This window comes from Pedobacter aquatilis, assembly GCF_032678405.1.
Lineage (GTDB): Bacteria > Bacteroidota > Bacteroidia > Sphingobacteriales > Sphingobacteriaceae > Pedobacter > Pedobacter aquatilis_A.
The window spans coordinates 420,243-435,098 of the sequence record NZ_JAVTSJ010000001.1 but is presented as its reverse complement, the minus strand read 5'-3'; the positions used below and the strand labels follow the sequence as shown (position 1 = coordinate 435,098).

The window sequence follows — 14,856 nt, the reverse complement described above, 5'->3', positions numbered from 1 at the left end:
TTTTAAAACTTGTCGTTCAAAACCTATACTGCGTAAAGCATCATTTACCTGATTATGACAATTAAATATACCAATCGGTATATATTTGTTTATTCAATTATTGTTATGACTAAGGCAGAACAAACCAGAAACTTTATTATTGAAAAAACTGCACCAATTTTTAATAAAAAGGGTTTTGCAGGAACTTCTTTAAGTGATTTAACGGAAGCAACTGGCTTGACCAAGGGTAGTATATATGGGAATTTTGCCAATAAGGATGAAGTAGCTTTAGCTGTGTTCGATTATAACCTGAGTAACAATATCTCGAAGATAGAAGCAAGAATGAATAGCCTTGCTTCGGTTAAAGGTAAACTTTTAGCTTACGTTGAGGTATATCAACAGTTTTTTAAAGGTGGGATTTCTCAAGGAGGTTGTCCGATTCTTAACACTGCAACGGATGCAGATGATACGCATCCGGCTTTGCGGGAAAAAGCATTAAAAGCGGTGTTATCCTGGAAAAAAAGTCTGGTCAAATTGGTAGAAGATGGAATTTCGGCAAAGGAAATTAAATCAGGTCAAAATGCAGAACAAATTGCACTAACGGTTATTGCGATGATTGAAGGAGGGATTATGATTTCGAGACTTACCAACAAAATTGACCATTGGAACCTGATCATGGATTCTTTAAAAAATTACATTAATAGTCTGAATTAAAAAAATTTAATCTAAAATATACCGATTGGTATTAAATAACATGTAAAAATGAAAACTTCACAAAACACAGTATTAATTATCGGCGGCACTGCTGGTATAGGCTTAGAAATTGTTAAACAATTAACGGCTTTAAATAACCATGTTATTGTAACTGGCAGAGATGCATCACGTTTGACCCGAGCAACAGATGGATTGAAAAATGTTACGGCAATACAATTTGATGTAAGTAAGGCAAATGAAGTAGATAACCTGGTTGAAAGGATTGGTAAGAACTTCCCCCATTTAAATATGGTTATTAATAATGCAGGCAGGGCGCTATTGTATCATCTGGCTGATGGAGCCCAGGATGCATACACCAATGCTGAAGAGGAAATGTTGACCAATTATTTATCCATCGTTAGATTAAACCAAAAACTACTGCCGATTCTTCGCACACAGGATGCATCTGCAATCGTTAACGTTTCATCTGTTGTTGCCTATGTGCCCGGAATTAGTTTGCCGGGATATGCAGCCAGTAAAGCAGCCTTGCATTCTTACACCACCTCATTAAGACTGAGCCTTGAAAATACATCGGTTAAAGTTTTTGAACTGATGCCGCCATTGGTTGATACAGAATTTTCAAAGGAAATTGGCGGTCATAATGGAATAAAACCATCAGTGGTAGCAGATGAGTTTATCGCTGCTTTAGCCAGAGATGAATATGAGATCAGGGTTGGCGATACCGCAAAAATATATGAATTGTTTCGTCAGTCGCCCCAGGATGCATTGAATGCCATGAATGCAAACCGAAAAGCCTGGGCAGAAACCATTCAGTAGTTCAGGATGTCAGAGCAAAGAACTTTTGTATTTAAATATGGCAATTAATACGATGAGAATTGTCACCTTTGCGGCGATAAGCGTAAAAACTTGATCAATGCTGATCAATGGTATTGATTCCCTGCATGCAGGATAAATTAAAACGAATAAAAATGAAACGAGTAGTTGTTACAGGATTAGGTGCGATAACGCCCCTTGGAAACACAGTAGAAACCTTCTGGCAGAATATTTTAGCTGGTAAAAGTGGTGTGGGACCCATTACTAAATTCGATACAAGCAAATTTAAAACACAGTTTGCAGCTGAAGTAAAAGACTTTGATGCCACTTCATATATAGATAAAAAAGAAATTAAAAAGTACGATTTGTTTACACAGTATGCTATCGCATCTACCGATCAGGCTATTGCTGATGCAGGTTTAGACTTCACGGCGATGTCGGATGATGAACTGGCAGAGGTAGGCGTAATCTGGGCAACGGGAAATGGCGGTATTTCTACTTTTGAACAGCAGTTGGCTGAATTTCATGAAGGCGACAAGACACCAAGGTTTAATCCTTACTTTATACCTAAAATGATTGTAGATATTGCTGCAGGTGTGGTTTCCATTCGTCATAAGCTCCGCGGACCTAATTATTGTACGGTATCTGCATGTGCCTCGTCGAATACCGCAATCATCAGTGCTTTTGATACCATTCGTTTGGGGAAAGCTAATATTATGGTAGCAGGAGGTTCGGAAGCAGCCATTACAGAAGCTTCAGTAGGTGGTTTCAATGCTGCTCAGGCACTTTCTAAAAGAAATGACAGTCCGGAAACGGCTTCAAGGCCTTTCGATGAATCGCGTGATGGTTTTGTGATGGGCGAGGGTGCAGGCGCATTGATCCTTGAAGAGCTTGAGCATGCTTTAAAAAGAGGTGCTACCATTTATGCCGAATTGGTTGGTGGTGGAATGGCTGGTGATGCCTATCACTTAACAGGCACACCACCGGATGGAATCGGAGCAACGCTTGGTATGAAAAAAGCGTTAAATGATGCTGGTATTGCCACCAGTCAAATCGATTACATCAACGCTCACGCTACATCAACCGGTTTAGGGGATATCAGTGAACTTGTTGCGGTGAAAAATGTATTTGGTGATTTACCAGTTGTAGTTGGCGCATCAAAATCAATGACAGGTCATTTACTCGGTGCTGCAGGCGCAGTAGAGAGTTTAATCAGTGTTCTGGCTATTAAAGATGGTGTTATTCCACCAACTATCAATACCGAAAAACTTGATGAAAAAATCCCTGCCGGATTAAACATTGTTCTAGCTGAGCCTATTAAAAAAGAAATCAATTATGTGCTTAACAACACGTTCGGTTTCGGTGGACATGTTGCCAGCACAATTTTTAAGAAATACGAAGCTTAATTATTTATCCATTAAAAGATTAACCAATTCTTTTAATTCTTCGAGTTCTTTTTCCAATTTACTTATACGATTTTCCAGTTCTTCATTGGGCTGGAAAATTGTTGCTTCAGGGGCTTGCTGCTCCGTTTCCTGTATGTCGGCTTGCTCACCAAGTAAATGAACGAAACGAGCTTCTTTTTGTCCTGTTTTTTTGGGTAATAGTTTTACGAAAGCAGGTGCTTCTTCTGAGAGTTTTTGTAACTGCTCCAGTATTTCCTCAATACTTTCAAATTCGTAAAGCCTTCCTGAATTACTATTAATTTCACCAGGTGTAAGCGGTCCCCTTAAAAGCAAGAGACAAAGGATAGAAAGTTCAGATGGAACCAAAGGATAAACGATCCCAAGGTTATGTTTATATTTGATTACACGGCTTCCACCTCCTGTAGCTGTAGATATTAAGCCTTTAATTTTTAAGGAATTTAAGGTGAGCGTAACCGTTTCTTCATCATAATTCACCACCGGATTTCTTGAGCTTTTTTGATTACATGCTGCAGTTAAACTATTCAGTGTCATCGGGTAATAATCAGGTGTAGTTCTGCTTTTTTCTATAAGCGAACCCAGCACACGTTGTTCTGCTGCTGATAAATCGGGTAGTGGTTTAATATCTTCCATTTGATAAAAATAGAAATTGAATGCATATCATGTAAATATTTTGATAAATTTAATCAGCTTAAATGAATCCAAAATGACGAAGCTTATTTCCTAATCTTATAGCTTTGCCGAAAATTTAAATGATATGATAGCTGCAAAAGGATATGCTGTTCACAGCCAAACTGATAAACTGGCTCCATGGAATTTCGAAAGAAGAAATGTAGGGCCGAAAGATGTTTTGATTGAAATTTTATATAGTGGCATTTGTCACTCAGATATTCATCAGGTAAGAAGTGAGTGGGGACCAGCCCGTTATCCAATGGTGCCAGGACATGAAATAGTTGGCCGTATTACTGAAGTAGGAAGTCAAGTTACCAAATTCAAAGTTGGCCAGCTGGCTGGTATTGGATGCATGGTTGACAGTTGCAAAGAATGCCCGACCTGTAAAGGCGGCCAGCAACAGTTTTGTGAAAAAGGAGAAACAGTATGGACTTATAACAGCGTAGAACGTGATAAAACCACACCAACTTATGGTGGTTATTCGAATAAAATAGTTTGTACTGAAGAGTTTGTGGTGAGTGTAGCCGAATCACTTCCATTGGCGGGTGTTGCGCCTTTGCTCTGTGCAGGGATTACCACTTACTCGCCTATAAAAAGATGGGGAATCAGAAAAGGTCATAAAGTGGCAGTATTGGGTTTAGGTGGTTTAGGACACATGGCTGTGAAATTCGCCGTTGCCTTTGGTGCAGATGTTACTGTATTAAGTACCTCACCATCTAAGGAACAGGATGCCAAAAAATTAGGTGCACATCATTTTGTCATTACAAAAGATTCTGAAGAATTGAAAAAATATGCTAAGCATTTTGATTTTATCATCGATTCGGTTTCTGCTCCGCACGATTATGAAATGTACCTGAAACTGTTAAATGTAAACGGCGTACATATTTGTGTAGGAATACCTCCTGAACCTTTGAAGTTTCCGGGGTCTGCGTTAATGCATGGCAACAGGGTGTTAACTGCATCGAGCATTGGAGGTATAGAGGAAACACAGGAGATGTTAGATTTCTGTGCTGCTCATAATATTACTTCCGATGTAGAGGTCATTAACATCAATTATGTAAATGAAGCTTACGAACGGGTTTTAAGCAGTGATGTAAAATACCGTTTTGTGATTGATATGGCAACGGTTTAAGGATTAGGCAGGAGCAAGCCTGCGGATTATAAACCTGATGGAAATGACAGCCCCGAGGTACGAGGGCTATAATGAACAGCAGGACTGAAATAAACGATCAGCAATGAACCTGCTTTACTTATCGAAAATCTAAGTACATTTTAGAAAGGATGATAAACAAAAAATGCGAACCTAAATGGTTCGCATTTTTTATAACGAATAAATATCTTCTTTTTATTTGGCAGCTGATTTGCCATCGTAAGTTGCCGCCAGTTTTAGTGCATTGTAGGCATTCACGATACCACCGCTGATTGATAAATCGGCAAATGGAACAGAAACTTTAGGAGCATCTTCACCTTCACCTTTTTTATAAGAAACATTGTGGTTTACTTTCGTTACTGATTTTACAATGATTTCTTTTACCTGCGCAGCACTAAGCTTAGGATAATAAGAACGGATTAATCCTGCTAAACCTGCAACAACTGGCGATGCCATGCTCGTTCCGTCAAGATTTTTGTATTTTGAACCTGGTACTGTAGAGTAAATCTGAACGCCAGGAGCAAAAACATCAACCTGGGTTTTTCCAAAGTTAGAGAAACTTGCTTTTAATGTTTCATCGTCTTTTGGACCGGATGCACCAACAGTAATCCATGATGCAATGGTTTTTTCATCTAAATCTTTATGATTAGGGAAATTGTTTTCGGTATCGATGTCTTTATTTTCATTACCTGCAGCCTGAACAATCAGTACATCTTTTGATGCAGCATATTTCATGGCCTCGTTAACGATAGCTTTATCCCAGCTGTAAGCTTTTCCAAAACTCATGTTAATTACTTTTGCACCGTTATCTACCGCATAGCGGATTCCATTCGCCACATCCTTATCACGCTCATCTCCATTTGGTGTACAGCGAACACCCATAATTACAACATTATCTGCTACGCCATTTACACCGATTTTATTGGTCCTGTCTGCCGCGATAATACCCGCTACGTGTGAGCCATGCATGGCGTCAGGGCCTTTAACATCGTTATTGCCGTAGAATTTTTCTTTATCGTTATTTGGGTCGTCGCCAACAATGTCTCGTGGGTTATAATCGAGGTTTAAATTATAATTAGCTTGTTCAGTGTAATATTTAACACCTTCAACAATCTGGTCTTCATAAAAATCGGCAAAACTTCCTTTTTTAAGTTCATCAGCCAAAACTTCCTGTATACGGGCATCAGCGTTTGATTCAGGTTTAAATTTCGCAAAATCTTCTGCTGTAGGGTTTGTTTTTCCAATTTTCTTAACAACAGCATCGAGGGCGCTTTTAAAACCTGTTAAACCAGCTAAGTTCGAATTAGCTTCGCCCAGTTGTTTTTCCAAATCAGAGCGCATAACCTTAAATGCTTCATAATCTTTTTTATCTTTTTCGGTTACATTGGCATCAGTAGTATTCGCAAATCGAACCATATCGCGACGAACCAAACGGGTTAGCTCAAGGGTTTCATGGTCTACCGAACCTTTTGCACCACCAATAAAATTCCAGCCATGAATATCATCTATATAACCGTTGTTATCGTCGTCCTTGCCATTTCCTGCAATTTCTTTGGTATTTACCCACATAATTCTCTTCAAATCCTCATGTTGGTCGTCTACACCACCATCGTTCACGGCAACGATAACCCTTGTAGATTTTTTACCTTTAAGCAATTCCTTGTACGCTTTCTCAGTGCCAATTCCGAATACCGAATCGGTTTTTAAATCGAGGTTTTGCCAGTTTGGTTTTTGGGCATCAGCAATAAATGGCGCTGATATCGCTACAATAAAGCTTAATAGGGCTTTGAAAATTCTATTCTTATTCATTTGTGTTTTTGTATTTAACGGCAAAATATAGGTTTAATTTTCTTTAAATTATAAAACCCAATTAAAAATGATGTTATGCGAACAATTAGTATTCGTTTAATCCGGTTAAATAAAAAGCAGAATTCATTCCTGTTGAATTCTGCTTTTTTAGCCGGCTGAGGCTTTATTATTTTAAAGACAATGCAATTTCTTTTGCTTTCGCAGTATGGTCTTCAATTACAGTTAAGGTATTAGTTGCCCATGTTTTTAAAGAAGCATTTTTATTATGTTTTCCCTGTTCGAAAAGTTTAACGGTTTTCTCATGGTCATCTACCATCATGGCAATATAGTGCTTATCAAAATCGTTTCCTTTAAGTTTTTTCATTGCGTCCAGATGTATTTGCTCATCAGCTGGTAAGGCATCGGGAGTAATAATTTTATTTTTTATTGCCAGCTCTTTCAGCTCCTTATTTGCCATGGTATGGTCGGTAATCATCTGCTCAGCGAAGTTCTTCACTTCAGCACTCTTCGCATTTGTTAAAGCAATTTTAGCAGCCTCTACTTCCATTAAACCGCCAACAGCAGCTTTCTTTAAAAAAGTAGCACCTTCTTCATCAAGCGAAGATTCAGTGCTTTCGGAGCCCGTAACGTGAACACCATTAACCATAGTGGTATCTCCGGAAACGCTGTCTTTTGTAGTCGATGATTTTTTATCTGCACTTTGGCAAGCCTGAAATGTTATCGCCGCTGCGAAGGCTAAACCTAAAATTATCTTTTTCATTACTTTCTCTATTGTTTGATTGAAAAACAAGAAAGTAGAAGAAAAGTTTTCTATAGCCGGTATGGGTAGTTAATGTTTTTGGGTTTGATAAATGTTTTCGATCACGATTGCCATTTGCCTTTCGGGATTATTTATTGCTGAAAAACCGAACTGGCTATACAACTTATGTGCATCTAAAGTTGTTAGCTGGTAACGTCGTAATCCCTGTAAATCAGGATGAAAGATCATGAATGACATTAGTTTTTTCGATAAACCCTGGCCTCTGAAGTGTTCTTCTATGTAAACATCGCACAAGTAGGCAAAAGTAGCTTTATCCGTTACCCATCTGGCGAAGCCGACTTGTTCATTGTCTTTATAAATGCCAAAACAAAGAGAATTTTCAATAGATTTTTTTACCGTTTCGAAAGGGATGTTTTTTGCCCAATAAGACGATTCACTGAGATAGTGATGCACTGACTCAGTTTTAATAAGCGCTTTATTATCGGAAAATATGAATCCGTTTTCGCTGATTTCCATTTTGAATATTTCTACGAATTAAGCCATAACTAATCAACAACAATTAATTGCGCATATTAATGTACTGCAATGGCTGTCCGAAATCTTCATTACGGCAAAGGCTTATTACGGCTTGCAGGTCGTCGATTTTTTTCGCTGTAACACGAATCTGATCATCCATAATTGATGGTTGAACTTTTAACCCGCTTGCTTTGATTTTGGCAACAACTTTTTTAGCAGCTTCTTTATCTAAACCTTCTTTAATGCTTATTTCTTTTCTGATCATATTGCCCGAAGCCTGGTGTTCATCACCAAAATCCAAACTTTTAGGGTCTAAATTTTGTTTCATCATTCTGGAAATAATCGAACCTTCAATTGCTTTTAAACGCATGTCGTCTTCAGTTACAATGGTAACCACATTGGTTTTTTTGTCCAAATCGATGGTGCTTTTAGAACCGTTAAAATCGAAACGGTTTAAAATTTCCTTTTTAGCATTGTTAATTGCATTATCGAGTGTTTGCGCATCAACTTTACTTACGATATCAAAAGAAGGCATGGTTTTAGCTTTAAAGTAAAAAAATAAGTAGATTTAATAGATAATTACTGATACCACAAAAAAACGAAAATATTATGAAAACCACTAAGGCTAAGGCTCAAAAAAAAACCACTAAAAAAGATGCTAAAAAGCAATTGGAACAATCTTTAACTGCTCAGTTTTTAGAAGTAGTAAAAAGCCTGGGGCACGATGCTTCGGAAATTAGTACAGAGGTAGCTAAGGCAAGTAAAAGAGTGGCTAAAAAATTAACCAAAAAGTTTACTGTGATAAAAGCAGATGTTGGGCACAAGATTGATGATTTATTACATAGCGCTAAAAAAGCAGAAAAAGAGGTTAAAAAACCAACAACAAAGGCTGCTGTTAAGGCCGAAAAAGTAGTTAAAAAAGCTGTGTCTAAAGCTAAACCTGTGGTTCAAAGTGTAAAAGTTGCCGCAATTGCTTCAGAGGAAAAGGCCGAGAAAGCAATAAGTAAGCAAGTGGCAAAGGCGGTATCAACAGTTAAAAAAGAGGCTCCTGTAGCTAAAAAGGCTGTTAGTACTGTTACTCCGAAAGCAGCTACTGCAAAAAAAACTACTGCTACAATAGCTGCGAAGGCTGTGCCGGCTAAAGCCGCTGCAACAAAAGCTGCTTCGACAGCGAAAAAAGCCGTTACTACCGCTAAACCCGCTGTTAAAAAAACGACCAAAACACCACCGGCTAAATAGTTTGTTAACATTAATATGGTTATGAATTAACATCGATTTAACAAATAAATTTGCAGTTTTGGGCATCCCTGCTTGGCAGGGATTTTTATTTTTTTAAATGAGCAAGAAGAAGATACCTTTTTTTAATCGCGAAATAAGTTGGTTGTATTTTAATGAACGCGTACTGCAGGAGGCAGCAGATGAAACTGTTCCACTAATAGAACGTATCAAATTTTTATCTATCTTCTCGTCCAATCTCGAAGAGTTTTATAGGGTTAGGGTTGCCACAATGACCCGTTTAACCAATCTTAATGAAAAAGCCAAAGCACTTTTAGGTTTTAATCCGAAGAAGATCCTTAATGAAATTAAAAACATTGTTGTTAGGCAGGAACGTAAATTCGACCAGCTTTTTCAGGCTACATTAATTAATGAACTGGCTCAAAACCGGATATTTATCTTAAACGATACGCAGCTGAATGTAAGCAGGGGTGAATTTGTTAAAAACCATTTTAGAGATAAAATTCTATCGAACCTGGTTCCCATAATGCTCGATATGGATAAACCTTTCCCTGAATTGAAGGATAGGTTTTTATATTTCTTTGTTAAGTTATCGAGAAAAGATACCAAACTGAGGGAGAAATATGCTTTAATTGAAATTCCACCGAATTTACCCAGGTTTCTTGTTCTGCCAGAAACAAATGATTTAAAATTTATCATTCTTGCTGAAGATATTATCCGTTATTGTCTTGATGATATTTTCTATGTTTTTACCTATGATAACCTGGAAGCGTATTCCATTCAGTTAACAAGGGATGCAGAACTGGATATTGATAAAAACATCAGTGATAAGTTTATTGACGATTTAAAAAGTAGCCTCGAGAAACGTAAAAAAGGTAAGCCTATGCGTTTACTTTACGATTCGGCCATGCCTTTGAACATGTTAACTGTGTTGGTCAATAAACTTAAACTCGAAGCCGAAAGTTTAATTCCAGGAAACCGTTATCATAAATTTGGTGACTTTATTGCTTTTCCAAATGTTGGCGGTAAAGAACTGGAATATACACCCAATGTACCTTTAAAAGTTCATGGTTTGCATCGTACTGAGAGTGTTTTTTCCAAAATTGCACACAAAGATTACCTCGTAAATTTACCATATCAATCATACGATTATATCATTCTGTTTCTGCGTGAAGCAGCAATAGATCCGAAAGTTACTGATATTCAGATTACTTTGTATCGCCTTGCCGAGAACTCTAAAGTGATTAATGCATTAATAAATGCGGCTAAAAACGGAAAAAACGTTTCGGTTTTATTGGAATTAAAAGCCCGTTTTGATGAACAGGCCAATATTTTCTGGACCGGGAGGTTGATGGAAGAAGGGGTAAAGGTAAATTATGGCCTAACTGATTACAAAGTACACTCAAAAATTTGTCTTGTTAAACGTATTGAAAAAGATAAGCCTGTGTATTACGCAAATTTAGCAACAGGAAATTTCAACGAAAAAACAGCTAACATTTATTGCGACCATAGCATATTCACAGCCAGGAAAGAAATAACAAATGATTTAGCGAAGCTTTTCGATGCTTTAACAAAACGTACGGTTACTAAAGGATTTAAGCATTTAATTGTATCTCCTTTGGAAAGCAGATCAAAGCTTACCAATTTTATTAACCGCGAAATCAGGAATGCAAAGGCTGGTAAATTAGCCTATATACTGCTGAAAGTAAACAGTTTGGCCGACGAGGGGATTATCAGTAAGCTTTACGAGGCCAGCAATGCTGGTGTTAAAATCCAGCTAATTGTTAGAGGGATTTGTTGCCTGGTTCCTGGTGTTAAAGGATTTAGTGAAAACATAACTGCCGTTAGTATTATCGATAAATTTTTAGAACATGCCCGGGTCTACATTTTCAGTAACAATGGCAAAAATGATATGTATTTATCATCTGCCGATTTGATGAGCAGAAATATCGATCACCGGGTAGAAGTTGGCTTTCCTGTTTTAGATGCTGATGTTAAGCAGGAAATTCAGGATATGATTGATTTGCAATTGCAGGATAATACAAAAGCAAGGCAAATAAACGCCCAGAATAATAACAGGTACCATAAAAACAGGTTAAGTAAAAAGACAAGGGCTCAGGTAGATATTTATAACTATTTGAAAACCAAGCATCAATAATATGTTAAGATACGCAGCAATAGATATCGGTTCGAATGCGGTTAGGTTACTCATCGCAGATATCAGTAAACATGATGGAGCATATAAGTATAAGAAAAACACCTTAATCCGTGTGCCTTTGCGCTTGGGCGATGATGCTTTCTTAGATCAGCATATTTCGCCAAAAAAAGCCGGCGATCTGGTAAAAACGATGACTGCTTTCAAAAATCTGATGGATGTTTACCATGTTACAGAATATCTTGCTTGTGCCACCTCGGCGATGCGTGAAGCATCAAACGGGCAGGAAATTGTAAAGCTTATTAAAGAAGAGACGTCATTAACGCTCGAAATTATTGAGGGCCAGCGGGAAGCTAATATTATTTATGCCAATCATATTGAACAGGATTTGGATCAGGATAAAACCTATCTTTATATTGATGTTGGTGGCGGTAGTACCGAACTTTCTGTTTTTGTAAATGGTGTTCCTGAAGCCTCTAAATCTTTCAATATCGGTACGATAAGGATGCTTGATAATCAGGATAAGGAAGAAACCTGGGAAGAAATGAAAACCTGGGTGAAAGACAATACGAAAGCTTACAAACACCTTGCTGGAATTGGAACTGGTGGTAACATCAACAAGCTTTTTCGTATGGCCGATGAAAAGGAAGGCGCACCAATGTCGCTCCAAAAATTAAATGCTTTATACAATCGCTTAACAAGTTATTCACTTAAGGAAAGAATAAATGTTTTGGGCTTAAATCCTGATCGGGCTGATGTTATTATTCCTGCCTGTGAAATTTACCTTACTTTAATGAAATGGACAGGAATTAAGCAGATTTACGTACCAAAGGTGGGTATGGCTGATGGTATTATTAAACTTTTAATCGAAGAAAAGTTAGATTAAGCATTTTGGTTGCCTGAAGCCGCTAGTTTCATAAAAGCTTTAACTTCATCGTTAATATCTTCTTTGAAATAAAGCCTGAGGTGATGATTAAACTGATTAGTACCTGGTACTTGTGCTATTTTATTGAAGCACAGATTCTCTTCAAAAGGTGTTTTGAAATGAAACACTACGTGAACAAAGTTTTTGCCTAGTTGTGTTATATAAACGTAATTATGTCTTCCTTCTATCGAAATCATCGATTTTAAGGCACGAACATTTACTTCAGCCACTTTGCTGAATTCATCAACAAAAAAACGGAATAACTCAAGAGCATATTCCGTTTTTCCATTTAAAAAGTCTGATAAATCATTTTGTTCAGACATGTTTATTTTGATTAATCTTCCAATAATTTAGCTGCAGCTTCATCAACAAACCAGGTTAATTTTCCATCAATCGGATTGATTAATTGCGCCGGATAAGTTTCAAAATTTTTATCCTCATCACCGATTACATGGCTTAACGCATTTGCTTTGTTATCGCCAAAGGCTAAAAAGGCAACATTCTCGGCTTTGTTTATTAATGGTGCCGTAAGGCTGATGCGGTAAGTATTTAGTTTTTCAACAAATACTGAGGCAACATTTACTTCTTCATCTTTTACCAAACTTGTGCCTGGAAAAATCGATGCGGTATGTGCGTCATCGCCCATGCCCAGTAAAATTAAATCGAAAACGATATCATTCCCGTTAAAATGTTTGTCGATGGCTTTTTTATATTCAATAGCTGCCTTTTCAGGAGCCAGGGTTGTATCTACATAAAAAATATGATCATCAGCAATATTCAGGTTATCGAAGAAGTTTTTCTTCGCCATTAAGCCATTGTAATTTTCGTCGCTGGCTGGTACATTACGTTCATCACCAAAGAAAAAATAAACCTTTTCCCAATCAATTCTGTCCTTACAATCTACCGATAGAATTCTATAAAGCTCTTTAGGTGAGTTGCCTCCTGTTAATACGAAATTGAACCGGTCGTTTTCTTCAATCGCTAACTCAGCAATTTTGATAACATAATCAGCCAAATCCTGGTTTAATTCTTCGAGCGTTTTGTATATGAGTAAGTTCATGTTTTATAAGGTAACACCATTGCAAGGAACAAAGCAATCTGATTTTATAATCGTTTATTTTATGATATTTTGGGTTGCTTTGCGCCTCGCAATGGTGAGGTAATTATTAGTCTTTATTCTTTAAAGGCAGGTTAAACCAATGGAAGCCATCTCTGGCAATAAGTGCTTCGGCTTCTTCCGGGCCCCAGCTATCGGCCGGGTAGTTAGGGAAATTAATTGATTTTTTACTTTCCCAGGTATTTAAAATAGGCATTACCAGTTCCCAGGCTGCTTCAACCTGATCGCCACGCATAAATAATGTCTGATCGCCCATCATTGCATCCAATAGCAGGGTTTCGTATGCTTCCGGTGTATCGCCTTCATATGTTCCTTTATAATCGAAAACCATATCTACTGGATTCAGTACCATATTTAGTCCCGGTCTTTTAGCTTGAACTTGCATACGGATACTCATTTCCGGCTGAATGCTGATAACCAATCTGTTTTGCTGCCAGTTTTCAGTTACATCAGAAGAGAAAATCTGATGAGGTACATCCCTGAACTGTATGGTTATAAGTGATGAAGTTTGATTTAAGCGCTTTCCTGTTCTCAAATAGAAAGGAATTCCCTGCCATCTCCAGTTATCGATATGGAACTTAACTGCTGCAAATGTTTCAGTATTTGAGTGTGCATCAACACCTTTTTCCTGACGGTAACCCGGTACTTCTTTGCCTTCTACCCAACCTTTGCTGTATTGGCCACGAACAGTTCCAAAACGAATATCTTCAGATGTGAAAGGACGCATTGCTTTCAATACCTCAACTTTTCTGTTTCTGATTTCATCAGCATCAAAAGTAATCGGTGCTTCCATGCCAATTAAACACAGCAACTGCAATAAGTGATTCTGAATCATGTCTCTTAAAGCACCTGCACCCTCGTAATAGCCACCGCGATCCTGAACGCCTAATTGTTCTGTAACAGATATCTGAACATGGTCGATGTAAGATCTGTTCCATAGCGGCTCGAATAATGAGTTGGCGAAACGGAAAGCCATCATATTCTGAACAGTTTCTTTTCCCAGGTAATGGTCAATACGGTAAATTTGTTTTTCAGTAAATATTGTACTCAAAAGTTTATTCAATTCTTTAGCTGATTCCAAATCATGACCAAAAGGTTTCTCGATAACAATACGGCTGTTATCTTCATTTTGTGTTAACTTATATTTTTGTAAACACTCGGCAATAACAGGGAAGAAGTTAGGTGCAACAGCCAGGTAAAAAATAACCTGTGTTTTTGGTCCGTATTCTTTCTGGTATTTTTCTACGGCTGCCTTTAAATTTTCAAATGTTTTGGGCTGGGCAAAATCTGTTGGGCAATAATGAATTGTATTGCCAAATTCTTCCCATTTATCTTTTTTTACTTTTCCTGAGCGGGAAAATTCATTAACTGCGTCTTCTAAAGCGGCTTTGTAGCTATCATCAGTAAATTCAGTTCTCCCCGTACCAATAACAGCAAATTTATCAGGCATGTAGCCTTCGATAAACAGGTTATAAAGCGCAGGGGCTAGTTTGCGTTTATTTAAATCACCTGTGCCTCCAAATATTACAAATATTGTTGGGCTTAACACGGTATTTGATTTCATTTTTATGTTTTTAAATCGGTAT

Annotated in this window: 15 protein-coding genes; 7 read left to right on the top strand and 8 right to left on the bottom strand. The window is 37.6% G+C overall.

Going from position 1 to position 14,856, the window contains the following annotated elements; all coding sequences use genetic code 11:
- The first annotated feature begins 105 nt into the window (after positions 1-105).
- The 3 genes from R2R71_RS01970 to fabF all read left to right on the top strand — a co-directional run bounded on the left by R2R71_RS01970 (position 106) and on the right by fabF (position 2,912).
- Positions 106-693, top strand: coding sequence for a TetR/AcrR family transcriptional regulator (locus R2R71_RS01970; RefSeq protein WP_316829559.1), 588 nt, complete (start codon positions 106-108; stop codon positions 691-693).
- 48 nt (positions 694-741) lie between these two features.
- Positions 742-1,509 carry an SDR family oxidoreductase gene (locus tag R2R71_RS01965; RefSeq protein ID WP_316829558.1) on the top strand — a complete coding sequence of 256 codons (768 nt, stop codon included), beginning with the start codon at positions 742-744 and terminating at the stop codon, positions 1,507-1,509.
- Between the two features lie 152 nt (positions 1,510-1,661).
- Entirely contained in the window at positions 1,662-2,912 is a 1,251-nt protein-coding gene (gene fabF / locus R2R71_RS01960; RefSeq protein WP_316829557.1) for a beta-ketoacyl-ACP synthase II, read from the top strand.
- Here the strand turns inward: fabF and R2R71_RS01955 are convergent, their stop codons facing one another.
- Complete coding sequence (locus R2R71_RS01955; protein WP_316829556.1) at positions 2,913-3,563, bottom strand: YceH family protein; 651 nt, start codon at positions 3,561-3,563, stop codon at positions 2,913-2,915.
- A 124-nt stretch (positions 3,564-3,687) separates the two neighbouring features.
- Between R2R71_RS01955 and R2R71_RS01950 the strand changes: the two genes are divergently transcribed.
- A complete protein-coding gene (locus R2R71_RS01950; RefSeq protein WP_316829555.1) occupies positions 3,688-4,734 on the top strand; it encodes an NAD(P)-dependent alcohol dehydrogenase in 1,047 nt (348 codons plus the stop codon).
- A 213-nt stretch (positions 4,735-4,947) separates the two neighbouring features.
- On the opposite strand, the gene R2R71_RS01945 is transcribed toward R2R71_RS01950, so the two are convergent.
- The 4 genes from R2R71_RS01945 to R2R71_RS01930 all read right to left on the bottom strand — a co-directional run bounded on the left by R2R71_RS01945 (position 4,948) and on the right by R2R71_RS01930 (position 8,372).
- On the bottom strand, positions 4,948-6,561 hold the full coding sequence (locus tag R2R71_RS01945; RefSeq protein ID WP_316829554.1) for a S8 family peptidase: 1,614 nt from the start codon (positions 6,559-6,561) through the stop codon (positions 4,948-4,950).
- 166 nt (positions 6,562-6,727) lie between these two features.
- A complete protein-coding gene (locus R2R71_RS01940) occupies positions 6,728-7,321 on the bottom strand; it encodes a DUF4142 domain-containing protein (protein ID WP_316829553.1) in 594 nt (197 codons plus the stop codon).
- 69 nt (positions 7,322-7,390) lie between these two features.
- Positions 7,391-7,837 carry a GNAT family N-acetyltransferase gene (locus R2R71_RS01935; RefSeq protein WP_316829552.1) on the bottom strand — a complete coding sequence of 149 codons (447 nt, stop codon included), beginning with the start codon at positions 7,835-7,837 and terminating at the stop codon, positions 7,391-7,393.
- Between the two features lie 43 nt (positions 7,838-7,880).
- A complete protein-coding gene (locus tag R2R71_RS01930; RefSeq protein WP_316829551.1) occupies positions 7,881-8,372 on the bottom strand; it encodes a YajQ family cyclic di-GMP-binding protein in 492 nt (163 codons plus the stop codon).
- Positions 8,373-8,446: 74 nt separating this feature from the next.
- Between R2R71_RS01930 and R2R71_RS01925 the strand changes: the two genes are divergently transcribed.
- The 3 genes from R2R71_RS01925 (at position 8,447) to R2R71_RS01915 (ending at position 12,114) form a co-directional block, all read left to right on the top strand.
- Positions 8,447-9,076, top strand: a complete 630-nt coding sequence (locus R2R71_RS01925) for a hypothetical protein (protein ID WP_316829550.1) — start codon at positions 8,447-8,449, stop codon at positions 9,074-9,076.
- A 97-nt stretch (positions 9,077-9,173) separates the two neighbouring features.
- Positions 9,174-11,231: a polyphosphate kinase 1 gene (ppk1, locus tag R2R71_RS01920; RefSeq protein WP_316829549.1), complete on the top strand. Its 2,058-nt coding sequence runs from the start codon at positions 9,174-9,176 to the stop codon at positions 11,229-11,231.
- 1 nt (position 11,232) lies between these two features.
- The gene (locus R2R71_RS01915) at positions 11,233-12,114 is read left to right on the top strand and encodes an exopolyphosphatase (protein WP_316829547.1); all 882 of its coding nucleotides are present in this window, start codon (positions 11,233-11,235) and stop codon (positions 12,112-12,114) included.
- Here R2R71_RS01915 and R2R71_RS01910 read toward each other — a convergent pair.
- From R2R71_RS01910 to zwf, 3 genes are all read right to left on the bottom strand, one after another.
- Positions 12,111-12,476 (bottom strand): DUF5655 domain-containing protein, encoded by a 366-nt coding sequence (locus R2R71_RS01910; RefSeq protein ID WP_316829546.1) that lies wholly within the window; start codon positions 12,474-12,476, stop codon positions 12,111-12,113. The genes R2R71_RS01915 and R2R71_RS01910 overlap by 4 nt on opposite strands.
- Before the next feature lie 11 nt (positions 12,477-12,487).
- Positions 12,488-13,213: a 6-phosphogluconolactonase gene (pgl, locus tag R2R71_RS01905; RefSeq protein WP_316829545.1), complete on the bottom strand. Its 726-nt coding sequence runs from the start codon at positions 13,211-13,213 to the stop codon at positions 12,488-12,490.
- Between the two features lie 106 nt (positions 13,214-13,319).
- A complete protein-coding gene (gene zwf, locus R2R71_RS01900; RefSeq protein ID WP_316829544.1) occupies positions 13,320-14,834 on the bottom strand; it encodes a glucose-6-phosphate dehydrogenase in 1,515 nt (504 codons plus the stop codon).
- Between the last annotated feature and the right edge of the window lie 22 nt (positions 14,835-14,856).